The sequence below is a fragment of the Rubellimicrobium roseum genome (assembly GCF_006152145.1).
Classification (GTDB): domain Bacteria; phylum Pseudomonadota; class Alphaproteobacteria; order Rhodobacterales; family Rhodobacteraceae; genus Rubellimicrobium; species Rubellimicrobium roseum.
The window spans coordinates 79,263-97,423 of record NZ_VDFV01000003.1 but is presented as its reverse complement, the minus strand read 5'-3'; the positions used below and the strand labels follow the sequence as shown (position 1 = coordinate 97,423).

Annotated in this window: 24 protein-coding genes; 2 read left to right on the top strand and 22 right to left on the bottom strand. The window is 69.1% G+C overall.

What is annotated here, in order from left to right; translation table 11 throughout:
- The 6 genes from FHG71_RS04500 to FHG71_RS04475 all read right to left on the bottom strand — a co-directional run bounded on the left by FHG71_RS04500 (position 1) and on the right by FHG71_RS04475 (position 5,253).
- On the bottom strand, positions 1–396 hold the full coding sequence (locus tag FHG71_RS04500) for a carboxymuconolactone decarboxylase family protein (protein WP_139080427.1): 396 nt from the start codon (positions 394–396) through the stop codon (positions 1–3).
- 5 nt (positions 397–401) lie between these two features.
- Positions 402–899 carry an NADH-quinone oxidoreductase subunit NuoI gene (gene nuoI / locus FHG71_RS04495; RefSeq protein ID WP_139080426.1) on the bottom strand — a complete coding sequence of 166 codons (498 nt, stop codon included), beginning with the start codon at positions 897–899 and terminating at the stop codon, positions 402–404.
- 1 nt (position 900) lies between these two features.
- On the bottom strand, positions 901–1,941 hold the full coding sequence (gene nuoH / locus FHG71_RS04490) for an NADH-quinone oxidoreductase subunit NuoH (RefSeq protein ID WP_139080425.1): 1,041 nt from the start codon (positions 1,939–1,941) through the stop codon (positions 901–903).
- A gap of 146 nt (positions 1,942–2,087) precedes the next feature.
- A complete protein-coding gene (nuoG, locus tag FHG71_RS04485) occupies positions 2,088–4,100 on the bottom strand; it encodes an NADH-quinone oxidoreductase subunit NuoG (protein WP_139080424.1) in 2,013 nt (670 codons plus the stop codon).
- Positions 4,101–4,233: 133 nt separating this feature from the next.
- Positions 4,234–4,638, bottom strand: a complete 405-nt coding sequence (locus FHG71_RS04480; protein WP_139080423.1) for a DUF5333 domain-containing protein — start codon at positions 4,636–4,638, stop codon at positions 4,234–4,236.
- Between the two features lie 129 nt (positions 4,639–4,767).
- Positions 4,768–5,253: a DUF3291 domain-containing protein gene (locus tag FHG71_RS04475; RefSeq protein ID WP_139080422.1), complete on the bottom strand. Its 486-nt coding sequence runs from the start codon at positions 5,251–5,253 to the stop codon at positions 4,768–4,770.
- 138 nt (positions 5,254–5,391) lie between these two features.
- On the opposite strand from FHG71_RS04475, the gene FHG71_RS04470 reads away from it, so the two are divergent.
- Positions 5,392–5,625 carry a hypothetical protein gene (locus FHG71_RS04470; RefSeq protein WP_139080421.1) on the top strand — a complete coding sequence of 78 codons (234 nt, stop codon included), beginning with the start codon at positions 5,392–5,394 and terminating at the stop codon, positions 5,623–5,625.
- Here FHG71_RS04470 and FHG71_RS04465 read toward each other — a convergent pair.
- From FHG71_RS04465 to FHG71_RS04405, 13 genes are all read right to left on the bottom strand, one after another.
- On the bottom strand, positions 5,619–5,999 hold the full coding sequence (locus tag FHG71_RS04465) for a hypothetical protein (RefSeq protein ID WP_139080420.1): 381 nt from the start codon (positions 5,997–5,999) through the stop codon (positions 5,619–5,621). The two genes, FHG71_RS04470 and FHG71_RS04465, sit on opposite strands and share 7 nt — an antisense overlap.
- A 73-nt stretch (positions 6,000–6,072) precedes the next feature.
- The gene (locus tag FHG71_RS04460) at positions 6,073–6,462 is read right to left on the bottom strand and encodes a hypothetical protein (RefSeq protein WP_139080419.1); all 390 of its coding nucleotides are present in this window, start codon (positions 6,460–6,462) and stop codon (positions 6,073–6,075) included.
- Positions 6,459–7,754, bottom strand: a complete 1,296-nt coding sequence (gene nuoF / locus FHG71_RS04455) for an NADH-quinone oxidoreductase subunit NuoF (RefSeq protein WP_139080418.1) — start codon at positions 7,752–7,754, stop codon at positions 6,459–6,461. Before nuoF ends, FHG71_RS04460 begins: the two co-directional genes overlap by 4 nt.
- Positions 7,755–7,759: 5 nt before the next feature.
- Positions 7,760–8,095, bottom strand: a complete 336-nt coding sequence (locus FHG71_RS04450) for a DUF5337 family protein (RefSeq protein WP_176559286.1) — start codon at positions 8,093–8,095, stop codon at positions 7,760–7,762.
- Entirely contained in the window at positions 8,065–9,312 is a 1,248-nt protein-coding gene (locus FHG71_RS04445; protein WP_139080417.1) for an NADH-quinone oxidoreductase subunit E, read from the bottom strand. The genes FHG71_RS04450 and FHG71_RS04445 overlap by 31 nt, the downstream gene beginning before the upstream one ends.
- A gap of 84 nt (positions 9,313–9,396) precedes the next feature.
- On the bottom strand, positions 9,397–9,738 hold the full coding sequence (locus FHG71_RS04440; protein WP_139080416.1) for a hypothetical protein: 342 nt from the start codon (positions 9,736–9,738) through the stop codon (positions 9,397–9,399).
- A gap of 53 nt (positions 9,739–9,791) precedes the next feature.
- The gene (locus FHG71_RS04435; RefSeq protein ID WP_139080415.1) at positions 9,792–11,072 is read right to left on the bottom strand and encodes an NADH-quinone oxidoreductase subunit D; all 1,281 of its coding nucleotides are present in this window, start codon (positions 11,070–11,072) and stop codon (positions 9,792–9,794) included.
- Between the two features lie 10 nt (positions 11,073–11,082).
- Positions 11,083–11,778 carry an NADH-quinone oxidoreductase subunit C gene (locus FHG71_RS04430; protein WP_139080414.1) on the bottom strand — a complete coding sequence of 232 codons (696 nt, stop codon included), beginning with the start codon at positions 11,776–11,778 and terminating at the stop codon, positions 11,083–11,085.
- Between the two features lie 10 nt (positions 11,779–11,788).
- Positions 11,789–12,262, bottom strand: a complete 474-nt coding sequence (locus FHG71_RS04425; protein WP_139080570.1) for a NuoB/complex I 20 kDa subunit family protein — start codon at positions 12,260–12,262, stop codon at positions 11,789–11,791.
- Positions 12,263–12,426: 164 nt separating this feature from the next.
- Entirely contained in the window at positions 12,427–12,795 is a 369-nt protein-coding gene (locus FHG71_RS04420) for an NADH-quinone oxidoreductase subunit A (protein WP_246045339.1), read from the bottom strand.
- A 247-nt stretch (positions 12,796–13,042) separates the two neighbouring features.
- Complete coding sequence (locus FHG71_RS04415) at positions 13,043–13,471, bottom strand: DUF1622 domain-containing protein (protein ID WP_139080413.1); 429 nt, start codon at positions 13,469–13,471, stop codon at positions 13,043–13,045.
- Positions 13,471–13,887 carry a VOC family protein gene (locus FHG71_RS04410; RefSeq protein WP_139080412.1) on the bottom strand — a complete coding sequence of 139 codons (417 nt, stop codon included), beginning with the start codon at positions 13,885–13,887 and terminating at the stop codon, positions 13,471–13,473. The genes FHG71_RS04415 and FHG71_RS04410 overlap by 1 nt, the downstream gene beginning before the upstream one ends.
- A 57-nt stretch (positions 13,888–13,944) precedes the next feature.
- A complete protein-coding gene (locus tag FHG71_RS04405) occupies positions 13,945–14,343 on the bottom strand; it encodes a hypothetical protein (RefSeq protein ID WP_139080411.1) in 399 nt (132 codons plus the stop codon).
- 234 nt (positions 14,344–14,577) lie between these two features.
- Between FHG71_RS04405 and FHG71_RS04400 the strand changes: the two genes are divergently transcribed.
- Positions 14,578–15,048 carry a CreA family protein gene (locus FHG71_RS04400; RefSeq protein ID WP_139080410.1) on the top strand — a complete coding sequence of 157 codons (471 nt, stop codon included), beginning with the start codon at positions 14,578–14,580 and terminating at the stop codon, positions 15,046–15,048.
- A 127-nt stretch (positions 15,049–15,175) separates the two neighbouring features.
- Here FHG71_RS04400 and murD read toward each other — a convergent pair whose 3' ends face one another.
- The 3 genes from murD to mraY form a co-directional block, all read right to left on the bottom strand.
- A complete protein-coding gene (gene murD / locus FHG71_RS04395; protein WP_139080409.1) occupies positions 15,176–16,576 on the bottom strand; it encodes a UDP-N-acetylmuramoyl-L-alanine--D-glutamate ligase in 1,401 nt (466 codons plus the stop codon).
- A 63-nt stretch (positions 16,577–16,639) separates the two neighbouring features.
- Complete coding sequence (locus FHG71_RS04390; protein WP_246045338.1) at positions 16,640–17,077, bottom strand: GNAT family N-acetyltransferase; 438 nt, start codon at positions 17,075–17,077, stop codon at positions 16,640–16,642.
- Positions 17,078–18,160, bottom strand: a complete 1,083-nt coding sequence (gene mraY, locus FHG71_RS04385) for a phospho-N-acetylmuramoyl-pentapeptide-transferase (RefSeq protein ID WP_139080408.1) — start codon at positions 18,158–18,160, stop codon at positions 17,078–17,080. It abuts the gene before it with no gap.
- Position 18,161 lies beyond the last annotated feature (1 nt).

Sequence of the window (18,161 nt, the reverse complement as noted above, 5' to 3'; positions counted from 1 at the left end):
TCAGGTCTTGTCCTCCTTCATCGCCTCTGTGGCGAGCTCCATCGCCTTGGTCATCGCGGGGACCCCGCCGAAGAGACCGGCCAGCGCGATGGTCTCGGCGATCTCCTGCTTGCTGGCCCCGGCCTCGCGCGCGTGGCGTACCGTCAGGCGCACCTGCGGCTCGGCCTGCGCGCCCTGGATCGTCAGGCCCGCGAGCGTGACGAGCAGCCGCGTCCGCGCGTCCAGCCCGTCGGGGTTCATCGTCTTGCCCATGAACATCTCCATGACGTTCTTGGGCATGGTGGGGATGAGCGCCTCGAAACCCTTGGGTGTGAAGCTCTCGAGAGCAGGGTTGACGGCGCGGGCCCAGTCCTGGCCCATCTTCATCCACGCCGCGAAGGGATTTTGATCCGCCATCCCGGTCACCGGTACGGCGCGTCGAGTTCGAGGTTGCGGGCGATGACGACCTCCCACCGCGCGCCGTTGTCGAGGAGCTTGTCCTTGTTGTAGAGCAACTCCTCGCGCGTCTCGGTCGAGAACTCGAGGTTCGGCGTCTCGACGATGGCGTCCACCGGGCAGGCCTCCTGGCAGAAGCCGCAGTAGATGCACTTGGTCATGTCGATGTCGTAGCGCGTGGTCCGGCGCGAGCCGTCCTCGCGCGGCTCGGCGTCGATCACGATGCAGTTCGCCGGGCACACGGCCTCGCAGAGCTTGCAGGCGATGCACCGCTCCTCGCCGTTGGGGTAGCGCCGCAGCGCGTGCTCGCCCCGGAAGCGCGGCGAGAGCGGCGTGCGCTCGTGCGGGTAGTTCACCGTCGCCTTGGGCTTGAAGAAGTACTTCATCCCGATCGCGAAGCCCTTCACGAAGTCCTGGAGGAGCCAGTACTTCGCGGCGCGGCCAAAGTCGAAATGCTGCGTCATGTCAGACTCCCCAGGTCCAGCGGGCCCAGGCTCCGCCGAGGACTTCGAATTTCGCGAGGAACGCCACCAGCACCACCCAGAAGAGCGAGAACGGCAGGAATACCTTCCAGCCCAGCCGCATGAGCTGGTCGTAGCGGTAGCGGGGCGTGATCGCCTTCACCATCGAGTAGATGAAGAAGAAGAACAGGATCTTGAGGATGAGCCAGAACACGCCGTGCGGCAGGCCCGGGATCGGCGACAGCCATCCCCCGAAGAACAGCAGCGCCGTCAGCGTGCACATCAGCACCATGGCCATGTACTCGCCGATCATGAACAGCAGGAATGGCGTGGAGCTGTATTCCACCTGGTAGCCGGCCACGAGTTCGGACTCGGCTTCGGGCAGGTCGAAGGGCGGGCGGTTCGTCTCGGCCAGAGCCGAGATGGTGAACAGGAACACCATCGGGAAATGGACGACCCAATACCAGCCGAAGATGCCCGCGCCGGTGTCCTGCGCCCGGACGATGTCGCCGAAGTTCATCGAGCCCGTCGAGATGATGACCCCGATGATGATGAGCCCGAGCGAGACCTCGTAGGAGATCATCTGCGCGGCCGACCGAAGCGAGCCGAGGAACGGATACTTGGAGTTCGAAGCCCAGCCGCCCATGATGATCCCGTAAACGCCCAAGCTGGAGATCGCGAGGACGTAGAGGATCGCCACGTTGACGTCGGCGAGCACCCAGGTGTCGTTGAAGGGGATCACCGCCCAGGCGATCACCGCCACGACGAAGGAGATGAGCGGCGCGATCAGGAAGACGGCCTTGTCCGCGCCAGCGGGGATCACCACTTCCTTGACGATGTACTTCAGGAAGTCCGCGAAGCTCTGCATCAGCCCGAAGGGACCGACGACGTTGGGCCCGCGCCGCATCTGCACCGCCGCCCAGATCTTGCGGTCCGCATACAGCAGGAACGCCAGCGCCACGAGGAGCGGCACAAGGATCAGCAGGCATTGCCCCAGGGTGAGGAGCACGATGCCGAGCCAGTTGTTCGTGAAGAAGTCAGCCATCGCAATCCTCTAGACCGTCGATCTGCCGTTCGGGCCAAAGCTTGTGGGGGCCTCTCCGGCGAGGTGCTGTAAACAGCAACTCCCCGCCGGTTTCCAGCCGATTCCGTCGTCCTGTCTCGAAGTGGGGCGGCCCATGCGGGCCTGCCTCACTCCGCCGCCAAGCGCTTCTGCTGACGCCCCGCCTCAAGCTGCGCGAGATCGGCCATGACGCGGCTCGCGCGCGCGATGGGGTTCGTCAGGTAGTGGTCCCGCACCGCGTTGCGGAAGGTCGCGTCGCCCATCCGGCGCGGCGGCAGGTGAGGCAGCCGGTTCGAGGCCACGCTGTCGATCTCGGCCAGGTACGGATGCGCCGTGACCAGCGCCTGCCGAAGCTGCGCGAGGCTGTCCCAGGGCTGGGGCGAGCCGATGGCGCCCGAGACGGCGCGCAGGATCGCCCAGTTCTCCTTGGCCTCGCCGGGCGCGAAGCCCGCGCGGAGCGCCAGCTGCGGACGTCCCTCGGTGTTCACGAAGATTCCGTTCTCTTCCGTCCAGGCAGCGGAGGGCAGGATCAGGTCGGCACGGTGCGCGCCGCGGTCGCCATGGCTGCCCTGGTAGATGACGAAGGGGCCTACCCCGATTTCGATCTCGTCGGCACCCAGGTTCCAGATGACCTCTGCCCCCTCGACGGCGGCCTGGATCCCGCCCTCGGTCACGCAGCCCACGTCCATGGCGCCCACGCGCGACGCCGCCGTGTGCAGCACGAGAAGCTTGGCCCCCATCGCCTCCACGAGGCCCAGGACATGGCTCAGCACTGCCTCGCCGTCCGCCTCGCGCAGGGCCCCCTGCCCCAGGATGACGACCGCGTTCTCGGTCGCCTGCGCGTCCTGCCGCAGCCGGTCGAGCGCCGCGCGATCCGCGCCGGCATAGTCGTAGTCATAGGTGAGGTCGGCGGCCTCGCCGATCACCGTTACGTCCGCGCCCTTGAGCCAGGCACCTCGGATGCGTGCGTTCAGCACCGGCGCCTCGGCGCGCGGGTTGGAGCCGACGATCACGATCCTCTTGGCCGTGGCCAGGTCCTCGATCCGGGCGTTGCCCGCCCAGGCGCCGCGCGGCCCCTCGGCATGGAGCCGGGTCCCGTCCACCCGACACTCGACCACGCCACCGACGCGGGCCATCAGGTCCTTGAGCGCGAAGGCCGCCTCTGTCGAGGCGAGGTCGCCCACGAGGCCCGCCACCCGGCGGCCCTTCATGGCTTGGGCGGCCACGGCCAGCGCCTCGCCCCAGGTCGCCTTCCGAAGCCTGCCATTCTCGCGCACATAGGGCGTGTCGAGCCGTTGCCGCCGCAGGCCGTCCCACACGAAGCGGGCCTTGTCGGACAGCCACTCCTCGTTAATGCCGTCATGGTTGCGCGGCAGGATGCGCATGACCTCTCGTCCCTTGACGTCCACGCGGATCGCGGACCCCAGCGCGTCCATCACGTCCACCGAGTCGGTCTTGACCAGTTCCCAGGGCCGCGCTTTGTAGGCGTAGGGCTTGCTGACCAGCGCGCCGACGGGGCAGAGGTCGATGATGTTGCCCTGCAGGTTCGACGACAGCGTCTGGTTGAGATAGCTCGTGATCTCGCTGTCCTCGCCGCGCCCGGTCTGGCCCATCTCGGTCACGCCCGCGACCTCGGTCGTAAAGCGGACGCAGCGCGTGCAGGAAATGCAGCGGTTCATGTGCGTCTCGACCAGAGGCCCCAGTTCCAGGTCCTCCACGGCGCGCTTCGGCTCCCGGTAGCGCGAGAAGTCGAGCCCGTAGGCCAGTGCCTGATCCTGCAGGTCGCATTCGCCGCCTTGGTCGCAGATCGGGCAGTCGAGCGGGTGGTTGATGAGCAGGAACTCCATCACCCCCTGCCGGGCCTTCTTGACCATGGGCGAGGCGGTCTTGACCTCGGGCGGCTCGCCGTTCTTGCCGGGGCGGAGGTCCTTGACCTGCAGCGCACAGGAAGCTGACGGCTTGGGCGGGCCGCCCACCACCTCCACGAGGCACATGCGGCAGTTGCCAGCGATGGACAGACGCTCGTGGTAGCAGAATCGCGGGATCTCGATCCCGATCATGTCGCAGGCCTGGAGCACCGTCATGGCGCCCGGCACTTCGTAGACCGTGCCGTCGATGTTGATGGGCTTCAGGTCGGACATGCGGGCATCCCTTTCGGCTCGGGGGCGCGATGGGTCGCCCCGGTTTGCCGCGCCTTCTAGCGTGGACCCCGCCCAAGGGCCAGATGCTCCGAGCGCTGCTCCCGCGCTTGCGATCCCCTGGCCCGTGCCCCGCCTAGTCGGTCAGCAACCGCCCGATCCGGCTGCCCCGGTCCATCTCCGCTCGACCGACGGCGCAGTAGGTGTCCCACTCCCCTTCGACGGCGCCCATGTCGCGCAGCCGGCCCCGGGCGATGGCTTCCAGCCGGTCCTTCTCGCCGTCGTCATCGATGAAGGCGTCGATCTCCTGGGGCGAGTAGCCCAGGCGCCGCGCCTCGGCTTGGAGCGAAAGGAGATAGGCGAGCCCCTGGATCCTGCGTCCATCGAGGCTCTCGCACCGCTCGCCGATCTCGTAGGCGATGGCCGTGTCGATCAGCCCCTCGGTGATCGATTCGACCTGCCCCAGCGGTGGCCTCTCCTGCGCGGCGGCGGTCAACGGAAGTGCGCAAAGAAGCGCAAGGGCGCGAAGGACGGCGATCATGGCGGGGGCTCCTGTCCAAGGCCGGTTGCGGGGCATCCGGTCCGGCCGTTCACTCCGCCCAGCATGTGGGGTGCGCCGGCCGCTAAGCCATATCAACTCGCCGTGGGCTGGTGACAGGCCCCGGTCCCGTCAGGCGGCCCCCTGTGAGCAGGCGCGGGTCCGCCAGAGTCGCGCCTTTGGCAGGTGCCGCCAGCCGAAGGCGTGGTCCGAATCTCCATGCGCCTCCACATGGGCCAGCCGCTCCAGCGCCTCCTCCAGCGTGGGCCGGTGCCCTTCGGGCACCCACCACATGACGAAGTGCATGCCTCCCAGCACCTCGAACCATTCGGCCCGACGTTCATAGAACTGCCGGTGGACGGTATTCCAGACGAAGTGCTCCAGCGCCGCGACCGACTCCCAGACCGTCAGGTTCGACACGAAGCGCGGATCGCCGCCGATCTTGGCCTCGGTGTTGCCCGTCCCCGGCGCGCCCGAGCCCTCCATCATCCAGACGAAGCCCGGCATCCGCTTGCCGAGCCCATTGACCCGGTCGAGCGCCGCCATGAACTCGGCCACGCGGGGATCGTCCGTGTCGGCGACGAGGCGACCGATGTTGAGTTGGGCGAGATGCGGCATCAGGTCCTCCCGGTTGGTGGCGCATCGCCATCATGCCTCGAGACCGGCCGCCGCGCATCCGTTCCTTGCGGCACGGGCGGGAACATCCCTGCGTCGCCGCCGTTGCGTCTGCGATTCACCCGAACCGGAGACGCGTCCATGACCTTCACCCGTCCGGCCCTTGCCCTTCTCGCCCTGGGGCTCGCCGGGGCCGCTTACGCCCTGCGGCCCCATGCGGCCCAGCTTCGCGGGCAGAGCGGCACGAAATCGCCCTACCAGCCCGTCCGCAACGCCGGGACCAAGGAGATGACCCTGCCCGTCCGGCATTGGGACCTGGCCGACGAGATGTCGGACGAAAGCTTCCCCGCGAGCGATCCGCCCAGCACCTACTGATCCTGAAGCCAGGCGCAGTCGAAGCGAAGGACGTAGGTCCCGTTCAGCTCGAACGCCTCGCGCGCATCCACCGGCACGCCCCGATCGCAGGTCGTGGCCTCGACCCGGGCTGCGGCCTGAAGGGCGGGGCTCAGGCGCTCGCCCGACAGGGTCCGCACCCGGACCTCGACGGGGCTGCGCCATTCGATCGCTGCCCGCGCGCCGCCCGGTTCCGGCACCACGACCCGGTGCCCGTCACGGGACCCGACATTGCGCACCACTTCCAGCTCTCCGGGCCAGGCCACCGTCCCGGCCGCCCCCGCGACCACGAGGTCCGCCGCTGCCGCCGCCCCGCCCCAGATGGCCAACCCGGCCACCAATGCCCTTGCCTTCATCGCGCGCTTCCTCCGGTGACGCGGACCTCGTGTCCGCTCCGGGTTCAAGCGTCGAAGGCCCGCCCCGGGTCCCTCAGCAGTCGGTGTAGAAGACAAACTCGGCCCCGGTGTCGTCGAAGCGCACCGGTGCCCCCCGCCAGCCTGGCGCCACGTCGAGCCCGCGCTCCTGGCAGTACAGAGCCAGCACGTCGCTGGCCGCCGGCCGCGTGACGCCGCCCCGGACCCGGATCGCCGGCCCTTGATCGACAAACGCCGCATCGGGTGGCACCGCCAACCCGCCGTCTGGCAGGCGCAACAGCGCCCCGTCCGACAGGTCGGGCCGCGGCTCTGCCTCGACCCGCCGCACCGTCCAGTCGCGGTCCATGTAGGGGACCGTGGCGCTGCCGTCGGGGGCGATCTCCAGTCCTCCGCAGGCCGTCAGGAGAACGGCCCCCGCCAAGCCGAGGAGGCCGCTCCGCTTCATTCCGCCGCCAGCGCCGTGACGCGGCCCGTGCGCTTGGCCCGGATGCGGTCCTCGATCTCGTCGCGGAAGTTGCGGATCAGGCCTTGGATCGGCCAGGCCGCGGCGTCCCCCAGGGCGCAGATCGTGTGACCCTCGACCTGCTTGGTGACGTCGAGCAGCATGTCGATCTCCTCGACCTCCGCCTCGCCTTTCACCAGCCGTTCCATGACGCGCATCATCCAGCCAGTGCCTTCACGGCAGGGCGTGCACTGGCCGCAGGACTCGTGCTTGTAGAACTTGGCGAGCCGCCAGATCGCCTTCACCATGTCCGTGCTCTGGTCCATGACGATGACGGCGGCCGTCCCCAGGCCCGACCGCTGCTCGCGCAGCCAGTCGAAGTCCATGATCGCGTCCTTCATCACCTCGGCCCGAATGTTCGGCACCGACGAGCCGCCGGGGATCACCGCCTTGAGGTTGTCCCAGCCGCCCCGGATGCCGCCGCAATGCTTGTCGATCAGCTCCACGAAGGGGATCGACATGGCCTCCTCGACCACGCAGGGCTTGTTCACGTGTCCCGAGATCGCGAAGAGCTTGGTCCCCGCGTTGTTGGGCCGCCCGAAGGACGAGAACCACGACGCGCCGCGCCGCAGGATGGTGGGCGCCACGGCGATCGACTCGACGTTGTTCACCGTCGTCGGGCAGCCGTAGAGCCCCGCTCCCGCCGGGAAGGGCGGCTTCATCCGGGGCATGCCCTTCTTGCCTTCGAGGCTTTCCAGCAGCGCCGTTTCCTCGCCACAGATGTAGGCGCCGGCCCCGTGATGCACGTAGAGGTCGAAATCCCAGCCCGAGCCGCAGGCGTTCCGCCCGATCAGCCCCGCGTCATAGGCCTCGTCCACGGCGCGCTGGAGCGATTCCTTCTCGCGTACGTATTCGCCGCGAATGTAGATGTAGGCCGCATGGGCCCCCATCGCGAAGGAGGCGATCAGGCAGCCCTCGACCAGCGTGTGCGGGTCATGGCGCATGATCTCCCGGTCCTTGCAGGTACCGGGCTCGGATTCGTCGGCGTTGACCACGAGATAGGCGGGCCGCCCGTCCGACTCCTTGGGCATGAAGGACCACTTGAGGCCCGTGGGAAAGCCGGCTCCGCCCCGCCCCCGCAGCCCCGAGGCCTTCATCTCGTTGACGATCCAGTCACGCCCCTTGTCCAGGATGTCCTTGGTCCCGTCCCAGTGGCCGCGCGCGCGGGCCCCGGCGAGGGACCGGTCGTGCATCCCGTACAGGTTGGTGAAGATGCGGTCCTTGTCCTCAAGCATGGGCCTTACCCTTTGTGCGTCCGGCTCAGCCGCCAGACCTGCCATGTCAGATAGAGCGCGAAGCCGAAGCCCGCGAGAGCGAATAGGTCGAGCAGCGCCCGCAGGCGCGGGGACCAGCCAAGGGCGTCGCCCAGCGCCGTGACGGCGATCCAGAACAGGCCCACGCCCGCCAGCACCAGCGCCGCGCGCCGCCCGGCCGCCCCGAGACGCGGGTCCGGCCCCTTGGGCGTGGCCTTCAGGCGCGGGTCCTCCGTCGGAGCCGCAGGCCGCGAGGGCCGCCCGCTCCGGGGCACCAGCCGCTTGTGGCCGCTCAGGGCGCGGGAGTCTCGGCCTGCTGCCATCCCCGTCCCTCTTCGGTGGCAAGCCGACGGGCCTGCTCGATCCAGTTGTCGCGCTCGATGCGGCCGCGGAACTGGCCCAGGCGCGAGTTGACCCAGGCGACCTCGCCGGGGTTCCACGAGGCGATCTGGTCGAAGTGCCAGACGCCCAAGTCATGCAGCACGGCTTCGAGCTTGGGCCCGATCCCCTGGATGCGCTGCAGGTCGTCGCCCACGCCGTCGCGCGGCGCCACCAGCACGGCCGGTACCTGCTCGGGCGAAAGCGGCGCCGTCTCGATCTCGGCGCTGGTCGCGTCCGGCCCGGCCGTCTGGCTGCCGTCCGGCGTCACGCCCAGCGGCTCGCCTTCGGGCGCCGGCGCGACGGTCTCGCCGCCTGGCAGCGGATGGCGCACGCCCGGCGGACGGCCCACATGCTCCATGTCCGTCCGCACCGGCGCCTCGGCCGGCTCGCCGTCCGGTGGAGTCACCGCCTGCACCTCCTCGACGGGAACCGGCGGCACCTCGTCCTGCTGCGGGGTGCGGAGCCAGGGCGCCCGGAACGGCACCTCGGTCCCGTCGATCCGCTTGACCGTGTCGCCGATGGTCAGCGCGAGGTCCACGCTGGCGTTGTGCTCGTGCCCGCCGGTGAACGCCTGCAGCGTCGTGATCCCGCCCGCGGGCTCCGAAGCGAAGCGCCCGGTCTGCGAGCCCGGCTTCGGCACGCGGCCCGCCTCCAGTTCGTCCAGCACGCGGTTCAGGCTCTCGGCCGACAGGTCCTCGTAGTAGTCCTTGCCGATCTGTGCCATCGGGGCGTTGGCGCAGGCCCCCAGGCACTCGACCTCCTCCCACGAGAACTTGCCGTCGGCGCCAGGATGGTGCGGCTCGGCCGAGATGCGGCGCTGGCAGAGCTCAATCAGCTCCTCGCTCCCGCGCAGCATGCAGGGCGTCGTCCCGCAGATCTGGATATGCGCGATGCTCCCCACGGGCGAGAGCTGGAACATGAAGTAGAAGGTCGCGACCTCCAGCACCCGGATGTAGGGCATCCCCAGCATCCGAGCGACCTCCTCGATGCAGGGCTTGGAGACCCAGCCCTCCTGCTCCTGCGCGCGGAACAGCAGGGGGATCACGGCGCTGGCCTGCCGGCCCTCGGGATACTTCTGGATCTGCGCCTCGGCCCAACGGCGATTGGCGGGCGTGAAGGCGAAGGCGGCGGGCTGGTCTTTGTCGAGGCGACGGAGCATGGGGGTCCGATCAGAGGTCAGCGGCGTGGTCAGGGCGCCTATACAGCGCGAAGCCGGCCGGGGACAGACCCCGGCCGAGCGGATTCAGATGCAGTTCGCGGACAGGAGCCGGATGGTCTCGGCCCCTTCCGTCCCCCCGGCCTCGAGCCGCCCCTCGGCGTCGAGCTCGCCCAGGATGCGCGCCGCCTCGGCCTGCGTCAGGTTCGCGCGCAGCAGCACCGCGCCCGAGGTCTCGCGGCTGAAGAGGCAGCCCTCGGACTCCAGCGCGGCGACCAGACGGTCGCGCGGCGGGGCCGTGACGGGGGCGCCGACCGGCTGGGGCTGCGCGGCCCCCTGCGGAGCCGGACTGACGAGGGGGCTGGACCGGCTGCAGGCCGAAAGGGCGACGCCCCCCGCCACCACCAGCGCCACGGCTCGAACGATCATCCTGCCCTCCCGATTCCCTGGCCGCCGGGCCGTCCCGGCGGCGCGCGACTGCCTCAGCGGTCGATGCTCCCGAACACGATGTCGAGCGTGGCGATCACCGCCGACACGTCCGCGAGCATGTGCCCCTTCACGAGGTGATCCATGGCCTGCAGGTGCAGGTAGTCGGCGGCCCGGATCTTGGCCTTGTACGGCTTGTTGGTGCCGTCGGCGACCAGATAGACCCCGAACTCGCCCTTGGGCGCCTCGATGGCGGTGTAGGTCTCGCCCGCCGGGACGTGGAAGCCTTCGGTGTACATCTTGAAATGATGGATCAGGGCTTCCATCGAGGTCTTCATCTCGCCGCGCTTGGGCGGCGTGATCTTGCCCCGCGCCAGCACGTCGCCATGCTCCACGCGCAGCTTGGCGATGGCCTGGTGGATGATCTTGGTCGACTCGCGCATCTCCGCCATGCGGATCAGGTAGCGGTCGTAGTTGTCGCCGTTCTTGCCCACCGGCACCTGAAAATCGAACTCGTCGTAGCACTCGTAGGGTTGCGACCGCCGCAGGTCCCAGGCCAGCCCGGCCGAGCGCGCGATAGGCCCCGACAGGCCCCAGTCCTGCACGTCCTTCTCGGTGATGATCGCGATATCGACGTTGCGTTGCTTGAAGATCCGGTTCTCGGTCAGCAGCTCGTCGATGTCGTCCAGCACCTTGGGGAAGTGGTCCGCCCAGGCCTCGATGTCGTCGAGGAGCACGGGCGGCAGGTCCTGGTGTACCCCACCGGGCCGGAAATAGGCCGCGTGCATCCGCGCGCCCGAGGCCCGCTCGTAGAACATGAACAGCTTCTCGCGCTCCTCGAAGCCCCAGAGCGGCGGCGTCAGCGCGCCGACGTCCATGGCCCAGGTCGTCACGTTCAGCAGGTGGTTCAGGACGCGGGTGATCTCGGAATAGAGAACCCGGATCAGCGAGGCCCGGCGGGGGATCGTCACGCCCGTCAGCTTCTCGATGGCGAGGCACCACATGTGCTCCATCGCCATGGGCGAGCAGTAGTCGAGCCGGTCGAAGTAGGGCAGCGCCTGGAGGTAGGTCTTGTGCTCGCAGAACTTCTCGGTGCCCCGGTGCAGCAGCCCGATATGCGGGTCGCAGCGCTCCACGATCTCGCCGTCGAGCTCGAGGATCAGCCGGAGAACCCCGTGCGCCGCCGGGTGTTGCGGGCCGAAGTTGATGTTGAAGTTGCGGATCTTCTGCTCGCCCGTAAGGGTGTCCTCGAAGCCCCGCGTGCCGGCCTCGCCGCCGCGCTCGATGTCGGTGCCGCGGAGGTTGGGCCGGATGTCGCCCTTCAGATCGCCGTCCATGCTGCGCCTCTCAGCGGTTGGTGTTGGGGGTGGTGGCCTTGCCCTTCTGGGGATTCGACGCGCCGGCCTTCTCGTCGCCGGGCAGCGCGAAGGCCCCGCCCTCCCAGGGGCTCAGGAAGTCGAACTGTCGCCATTCCTGCGCAAGCTTCACCGGCTCGTAGACGACGCGCTTCTGCACTTCGTCGTAGCGGACCTCGTTGAAGCCCGTGAGCGGGAAGTCCTTGCGCAAGGGATGGCCGCGGAAGCCGTAATCCGTGAGCAGCCGCCGCAGGTCCGGGTGGCCCGAGAAGACGAGCCCGTACATGTCGAAGACCTCGCGCTCGAACCAGTTGGCGCCTGGGAAGACGGGGATGATCGAGGGGACCATCTCCTCCTCGGAGACCTGCGCCTTCACGCGGATGCGGCGGTTCGTGTACATCGACAGGAAGTGGTAGACCATGTCGAAGCGCTTGGCGCGCCCCGGCCAGTCCACCGCCGTGATGTCGATCAGGCACGAGAACGGGCAGGCCGAATCGGCGCGAAGGAAGCCCACCACCTCCACGATCCGGCGGATGTCGACCTCGATGGCCAGCTCGCCATGCGTGACCGCATGGCCCATCGCGGCGTCGCCCAGCCGGGCGACGATCGAGGCGCCCAGCGCGTCGAGCGGATCGGTGGGCGCCTCGGGCACCTGCGCGGGGGTCTGGAGATCGGTGGTGTCGGTCATGGGTTGGGCCTCAGCGGACGATGGTGCCGGTCCGGCGGATCTTCCGCTGGAGCGCGAGGATGCCGTAGAGCAGCGCCTCGGCCGTGGGCGGGCAGCCCGGCACGTAGACGTCCACGGGCACGATCCGGTCGCAGCCGCGCACGACCGAGTAGCCGAAGTGGTAGTAGCCGCCGCCGTTCGCGCAGGATCCCATGGAGATCACGTAGCGCGGCTCGGGCATCTGGTCGTAGATCTTGCGGAAGGCCGGCGCCATCTTGTTGGTCAGCGTGCCCGCCACGATGATGAGGTCCGACTGGCGCGGAGAGGCCCGCGGCGCCGTCCCGAAGCGTTCGAGGTCGTACCGCGGCATGGAGGTGTGCATCATCTCCACGGCGCAGCAGGCGAGCCCGAAGGTCATCCAGTGCAGCGAGCCCGTGCGCGCCCAGTTGATGATGTCGGCCGTCGAGGTGACGAGGAACCCCTTGTCCTGGAGGTCCTTGTTCATCTCGCGCACGGTGACCTCGCGGTCGGCCCCGGCGGTGTAGAGCCCCGTCTGGACCCCCTGCACCTCCAGGCCGCCCGTCTGCGGCCCGCCCTGCACAAGGCTCCCGGCACGCTGCATCTCCTCCTCGGTGGGAAGGATCAGGCCGGGCTTCTTGGTGTCGTCCTTCACTGCCATTCAAGGGCTCCCTTCTTCCACTCGTAGGCGAACCCGACGGTCAGCACGGCGAGGAAGATCATCATCGACCAGAAGGCCGCCATGGACAGCTCGCCGAAGGCCGTGGCCCAGGGGAACAGGAAGGCGACTTCGAGGTCGAAGATAATGAACAGGATGGACACGAGGTAGAACCTCACGTCGAATTTCATCCGCGCGTCGTCGAAGGCGTTGAAGCCGCATTCGTAGGCCGACACCTTTTCCGGGTCGGGGTTGCGCACGGCCAGGACCACCGCAGCCAGGATCAGGATGATCCCCAGGGCGACCGCGAGCCCCAGGAAGATGATGATGGGGAGGTATTCCCTCAGAAAGCCGTCGTCCACGCGCGCCTCCGGACCTATGGGGCGCCCGCGCGCCCGCGCCCTGCGGCTTAGCGCTCGGCCCGTGCGGGGTCAACCGAACCGCATCACGCCTTCGACACAAGCCCCGCAAGGAGCAGCGTCGCCACGGTCGCCGGCGGCGAAACCGCCCGCTCGGGCGCCGCGGCGTTCGCGACCACCGCCAGCGCCACATGGAGGAGCCCCGCGCCGGCCCGTCACGGCGCTCCCCTTCCATCCTGCGCGCGGCGCGCTAGTCCTCCCGATGCGGGGCCACGAGAGGCGGCTCCGACAACTCCTGGCGAAGCTGCTCCAGTTCGCGGTCGAGAAAGAAGGAGATCACCGACCGGATCAGCACCAGAACGCCCAGGAACACCAGATCCGACAGCGCAAGGCTCAGCGCCGTGCGGATGATGTCCGCGACGATCAGCAGCTCCAGCCCCGACAGGATGTAGCGGGCCAGCTCCACCCGCTCCCGGTTGAGGCCTCGGAACCGCACCCCAGAATCGCGCGACAGCTCGGCCTGGACCACTCCGACGATGAACCGGATGGCCCCGATCAGCAGGAGCAGGATCGCCAGCACGTCGATGATCTCGCCGGCCCATTCGAGCCCCTTCACGAGCCAGCCGAATTCCTGATGCAGCGGACCCTCCCCGCGGCCCATCGTCCAGACCGACTCCATCAGCCCCCCCAGATCCGCGCCTCGGCCACCTCCAGGGAGTTGCCCGCCGGATCGCGGAAGTAGAAGGAGCGGCCCCCAGAGGGCCAGTCGGTCTCGGCCTCGATCGCGATCCCGGCCGCTTCCAGCCGCGCGCGCCAGGCTGCCAGTCCCAGCGGCTCGGCCGCGAAGCACAGGTGCCCCGGCCCCCGCGCCCCGTGCGGCGGGACCGGCAGCGGCGAGGCGGGATCGACCACCTCGGTTTCGGCGGGGTTGAAGATCAGCAACACCCCCGGCCCGCAGCGGTAGAAGACATGCCGCCGCCCGACGCGGGAGATGCGGGCCAGCCCCAGCACGTCGCCATAGAAGGCCTCGGCGGCGTCGAGGTCCTCCGCGTAGATCGCGGTCTCCAGGATCAGGGCGGGCGGGTCCTGCGGCATTCGACCTCCGGGCGGCACCCTTCGGATGCTGCCCCGGACCGGCCCCAAGTCAAGCGGTCAGCTCAGGAGGGCGTGCTGGATCTCGATGCGGCCCGTCTGGCCTTCGTCGACCTCCAGCCGTTCCGGCACCGCGACGAAGCCCGGCGGCGGCAGCACGGTCACGATGTCGGGCTCCTCGCCGATGCCGTTGATGACCTCGACATCGACCACCAGGCCATCGAGCTCCAGCGCGAAGATCATCTCCAGCGGATTCCCGTGCGTGAGCTCGTTCAGGAACACGAGGTCCGCCGGATGGCCGTCCGCCGGGACGAGCTGGACATAGGCGGTCGTCGTGGTTCCCCAGGCCAGGATGTCGCGCAGCGAGGCCCCCTGCTCCTCCTCGGCCAGGGCGGGGGTGGCGAGCGCGAGCCCGACGGCAAATAGCGTGACAAGGCGCGCCGAACGGTGTAGAGTCATGAAACTGCTCCGAATGTGGCGGGTCTTGGACTGAATACATCAGAGCACGCCCCTGTTTCGCTGCAATGCAGCAAATCGGCGGTGCGGTTCGTGCCAATGCTCAAGTATTCAGCAGCCATGAAGCGACCCGATGACGTTCTGGGCGAAGCTGGACGGTCGGAGCCCTGGGCTCCGATGCGGGACAAGCGCCCTTTGGTGAGGGGAACCGCTGGGGCAGGCTCGCGTTCCCGGCGCATGAAACTTGCTCTCCTGTCCGTGATATTCTCGACATTGCCCGCGCTTCTTTCCGCCGAGGAGGTGGGCCGCGTCGGCGTCGATTGGGTTGGCAACGACGTCATCGTCGAGGCGCTGCCCGATCCCGAGGTCGAGGGCGTCACCTGCCACGTCGCCTACTTCGAGCGGTCGCTCATCGACCGCTTCAGCCAGGGCAACTGGTTCGAGGATCCCTCCAACTCCTCCATCGCCTGCCGCCAGACCGGCCCCATCGGGCTGGGCGACATCGACACCTCGCCCGAAGGAGAGGAGATCTTCTCCGAGCGCCAGTCGATCATTCTCAAGTCGCTGCGCGTCACGCGCATCTACGACGAGGAGAACCAGGTCCTCGTCTACCTCGCCCACGCGACCGAACTGAGCCAGGGCTCGGCCAAGATGTCGATCTCGACCGTCCCGCTCTGGAACGCCGGCGCCGGGGCCCCGCCTCCATAGGGTAGGTCCCGGTCCGCCGGGGTGTTGCGCGAATCGGTCCCCCACCGTTCGGTGGTGCTACGCTTCCTTAAGCTTTGGCGGGCAGGCTCGGCTCAGGATGACCCAAAGCCGTGACCATGCCCCTGCCCTACCCCAGTCGCGCCCGGACCTCGGCCACGAAGTCCTCGCCGCGCTTCTCGAAGTTGTCGTACTGATCGAAGCTCGCCGCCGCCGGGGCCAGAAGCACCGTCTCGCCTGCCTGCGCCTCGGCGATGGCCCGTTCCACGGCGCGGGCCATGGTCGTGCAGACCTCGGCCTCGATCCCCGGAAGCTGGCGCGCGAAGGCCGCAGCCTCCCGCCCGATGACGTAGGCTTTCGCGACCGAGCCCAGATGGGGCACCAGAGGCCCGAGGCCCCCCTCCTTCTCCAGCCCCCCGCAGATCCAGCGGATGCGGGCGAAGGCCTGCAGCGCCTTGGCCGCCGAATCGACGTTGGTGGCCTTGGAGTCGTTGACGAAGGCGACGCCGCCTCTCTCGGCGATGCGCTGGCTGCGGTGCGGCAGCCCCGGATAGCTCCGCATCGCGGCCTCGATGGCCTTGGGGCCCAGGCCGAGGCTGCGCGCCACCGCCCAGGCCGCGCAGGCGTTCTGGTGATTGTGCGCGCCGGGCAGGCCGGTAATGCTCCGCAGGTCCACGCTCGCCACCTGCCGCCCCTTGCGCCACTCCGCCAGGAACCCCTTGCGCGCGAAGACGGCCCAGGACGCCTCCTCCAGCTTGGTCCCCGAGGAGACGCGGATCACCCGGTCATCCCCCGGCCCCTCCGAAAGCTGGTTCGCCATGTAGCGCCCCTCGTTCTCGTCCACGCCGATCACGGCGCGGTCGGGTCCCCCTTCCGCAAACAGCCTCCGCTTGGCCGCGAAGTAGCCCCCCAGACCTGCGTGGCGGTCCAGATGGTCGGGGCTCAGGTTGGTGAACACCGCGACGTCGGGCGTCAGGGCCCGGGCGAGGTCCGTCTGGTAGCTCGACAGCTCCAGCACGACGACCTCCCCGTCCCGCGCGGGCTCCAGGTCCAGCACCCCGCGCCCGATGTTCCCGGCCAACTGGCTCGGCCGTCCCGATTCGGCCAGGATATGATGGATCAGCGCGCTCGTGGTGCTCTTGCCGTTCGATCCCGTGACGGTCACGACCTTGGGCCGCGTGCCGAAGCCGTCCCAGGCGTCGGTCGCGAAGGAGCGGAAGAACAGCCCGATGTCGTTGTCGACGGGCACCCCGGCGTCCCAGGCGGCCGCGATCGCGGGATGCGGCTGCGGGTAAAGGTGCGGGATGCCGGGGCTCGTCACCAAAAGGGAGACCCCGTCCCAGGACTTCGCCTTGGTCAGGTCCCGGACCTCCAGCCCGTCGGCCTCGGCCTGGGCGCGCGCCTCGCCGCCATCGTCCCAGACGACCACCGTGGCCCCGCCCTGCTCCAGCGCCCGCACGGTCGCGCGCCCCGACCGGCCCAGTCCCAGCACCGCCACCCGCGTGCCCGCCACGTTCTGAACCGCGATCATGCTGCCCCTCCGCTCTGCCGGTGGCCTTATCCCCGCGCAGGTGCGGCCCCGCAAGCCGGGGATTCAGGGCGCGAGATCGTAGGTCACCCAGGGCGTCGCCCGCGCCAGCCGGTCATAAAGGCTGCGGGCACGGGCGTTGTCCTTGGCTGTGATCCAGCGGATCACCGACCAGCCCCGCTGGCGCCCCTCCTCGGCCACAGCGCGGACCAGCGCCTCGGCCGCGCCGCAGCCCCGTGCCTCGGGATCGACGAACAGGTCGTCCAGGAACCCGCCAGTCGTGGCCGAGAGCGGCCGCGCGAAGGCGCGGAAATGGGTCAATCCCACCAGCGCCCCGCCCCGCTCGGCGACGAACCCCTCGACCTCGTGCGCCGGGTCGTGGAGCCAGCCCCAGACCCGGTCGTGCATCCCGGGCGTCTGCGCCACGCCGTAGAATCCGGCATAGCCGGCATAGAGACGGTCCCAGCCGGCCCGGTCGCCCGGCTCCAGCCGCCGGACCCTCACTCAGCGCACCTTCAGCGTGGCCAGCCCGATCACCCCGAGGATCAGGCTGATGATCCAGAAGCGGATGACGATCTGCGGCTCGGCCCAGCCCTTCTTCTCGAAGTGGTGGTGGATCGGCGCCATCAGGAAGACACGCCGGCCGGTGCGCTTGTAGACGAAGACCTGGATGATGACCGACAGCGCCTCGACCACGAAGAGCCCGCCGACGATGGCCAGGACGACCTCGTGCTTGGTGGCCACGGCGATGGCGCCCAGCGCGCCGCCCAGGGCCAGGGACCCGGTGTCGCCCATGAACACCGCCGCCGGCGGGGCGTTGTACCACAGGAAGCCCAGTCCCCCGCCGATCAGCCCCGCGCAGAAGATGACGATCTCGCCCGAGCCGGGGACGAAGTGAACGCCCAGGTATTCGGTGAAGTCCGTCCGCCCCACGGCGTAGGAGATGGCCCCGAAGGTTCCCGCCGCGATCATCACCGGCATGATGGCCAGCCCGTCGAGCCCGTCGGTCAGGTTCACCGCATTGGCGGCGCCGACGATCACGATCATCGCGAAGGGCACGAACAGGATGCCCAGGTGAATGAGAGCATCCTTGAAGAACGGGAGCGCGAGCTGGTTCGTCAGCTCCGCCGGATGCCAGGCCGCCGCCCAGATGGCGGCGATGGCCGCCACCACGAAGCCGATGGCAAGCCGCACGCGCCCCGACACCCCGTCCACGGTCTGCTTGGTGACCTTAGCGTAGTCGTCCGCGAAGCCCAGGAGCGCGAAGCTCAGCGTCACGAACAGCACCATCCAGACGAAGGGATTGTCCCACCGCGCCCACAGGAGCGTCGCGGTCAGCACCGCCCCCACGATCAGGAGGCCTCCCATCGTCGGCGTGCCCGCCTTGATGAAATGCGTCTGCGGTCCGTCGCTGCGGATCGGCTGGCCTTTGCCCTGCTTGACCCGCAGCCAGCCGATCAGGCGCGGCCCGAAGGCGAAGCCGAAGATCAGCGCCGTCAGGAAAGCCCCGCCCGCCCGGAAGCTGATGTAGCGGAAGAGGTTGAACACGTCCCCCCCGTCCGACAGCGCGGTCAGCCAGTAGAGCATG

Coding starts and splice junctions, on each gene's coding strand:
- FHG71_RS04500 (WP_139080427.1), bottom strand. CDS start 396: ATGGCGGATCAAAATCCCTTCGCGGCGTGGATGAAGATGGGCCAGGAC.
- nuoI (WP_139080426.1), bottom strand. CDS start 899: ATGACGCAGCATTTCGACTTTGGCCGCGCCGCGAAGTACTGGCTCCTC.
- nuoH (WP_139080425.1), bottom strand. CDS start 1,941: ATGGCTGACTTCTTCACGAACAACTGGCTCGGCATCGTGCTCCTCACC.
- nuoG (WP_139080424.1), bottom strand. CDS start 4,100: ATGTCCGACCTGAAGCCCATCAACATCGACGGCACGGTCTACGAAGTG.
- FHG71_RS04480 (WP_139080423.1), bottom strand. CDS start 4,638: ATGATCGCCGTCCTTCGCGCCCTTGCGCTTCTTTGCGCACTTCCGTTG.
- FHG71_RS04475 (WP_139080422.1), bottom strand. CDS start 5,253: ATGCCGCATCTCGCCCAACTCAACATCGGTCGCCTCGTCGCCGACACG.
- FHG71_RS04470 (WP_139080421.1), top strand. CDS start 5,392: ATGACCTTCACCCGTCCGGCCCTTGCCCTTCTCGCCCTGGGGCTCGCC.
- FHG71_RS04465 (WP_139080420.1), bottom strand. CDS start 5,999: ATGAAGGCAAGGGCATTGGTGGCCGGGTTGGCCATCTGGGGCGGGGCG.
- FHG71_RS04460 (WP_139080419.1), bottom strand. CDS start 6,462: ATGAAGCGGAGCGGCCTCCTCGGCTTGGCGGGGGCCGTTCTCCTGACG.
- nuoF (WP_139080418.1), bottom strand. CDS start 7,754: ATGCTTGAGGACAAGGACCGCATCTTCACCAACCTGTACGGGATGCAC.
- FHG71_RS04450 (WP_176559286.1), bottom strand. CDS start 8,095: ATGGCAGCAGGCCGAGACTCCCGCGCCCTGAGCGGCCACAAGCGGCTG.
- FHG71_RS04445 (WP_139080417.1), bottom strand. CDS start 9,312: ATGCTCCGTCGCCTCGACAAAGACCAGCCCGCCGCCTTCGCCTTCACG.
- FHG71_RS04440 (WP_139080416.1), bottom strand. CDS start 9,738: ATGATCGTTCGAGCCGTGGCGCTGGTGGTGGCGGGGGGCGTCGCCCTT.
- FHG71_RS04435 (WP_139080415.1), bottom strand. CDS start 11,072: ATGGACGGCGATCTGAAGGGCGACATCCGGCCCAACCTCCGCGGCACC.
- FHG71_RS04430 (WP_139080414.1), bottom strand. CDS start 11,778: ATGACCGACACCACCGATCTCCAGACCCCCGCGCAGGTGCCCGAGGCG.
- FHG71_RS04425 (WP_139080570.1), bottom strand. CDS start 12,262: ATGAACAAGGACCTCCAGGACAAGGGGTTCCTCGTCACCTCGACGGCC.
- FHG71_RS04415 (WP_139080413.1), bottom strand. CDS start 13,471: ATGGAGTCGGTCTGGACGATGGGCCGCGGGGAGGGTCCGCTGCATCAG.
- FHG71_RS04410 (WP_139080412.1), bottom strand. CDS start 13,887: ATGCCGCAGGACCCGCCCGCCCTGATCCTGGAGACCGCGATCTACGCG.
- FHG71_RS04405 (WP_139080411.1), bottom strand. CDS start 14,343: ATGACTCTACACCGTTCGGCGCGCCTTGTCACGCTATTTGCCGTCGGG.
- FHG71_RS04400 (WP_139080410.1), top strand. CDS start 14,578: ATGAAACTTGCTCTCCTGTCCGTGATATTCTCGACATTGCCCGCGCTT.
- murD (WP_139080409.1), bottom strand. CDS start 16,576: ATGATCGCGGTTCAGAACGTGGCGGGCACGCGGGTGGCGGTGCTGGGA.
- mraY (WP_139080408.1), bottom strand. CDS start 18,160: ATGCTCTACTGGCTGACCGCGCTGTCGGACGGGGGGGACGTGTTCAAC.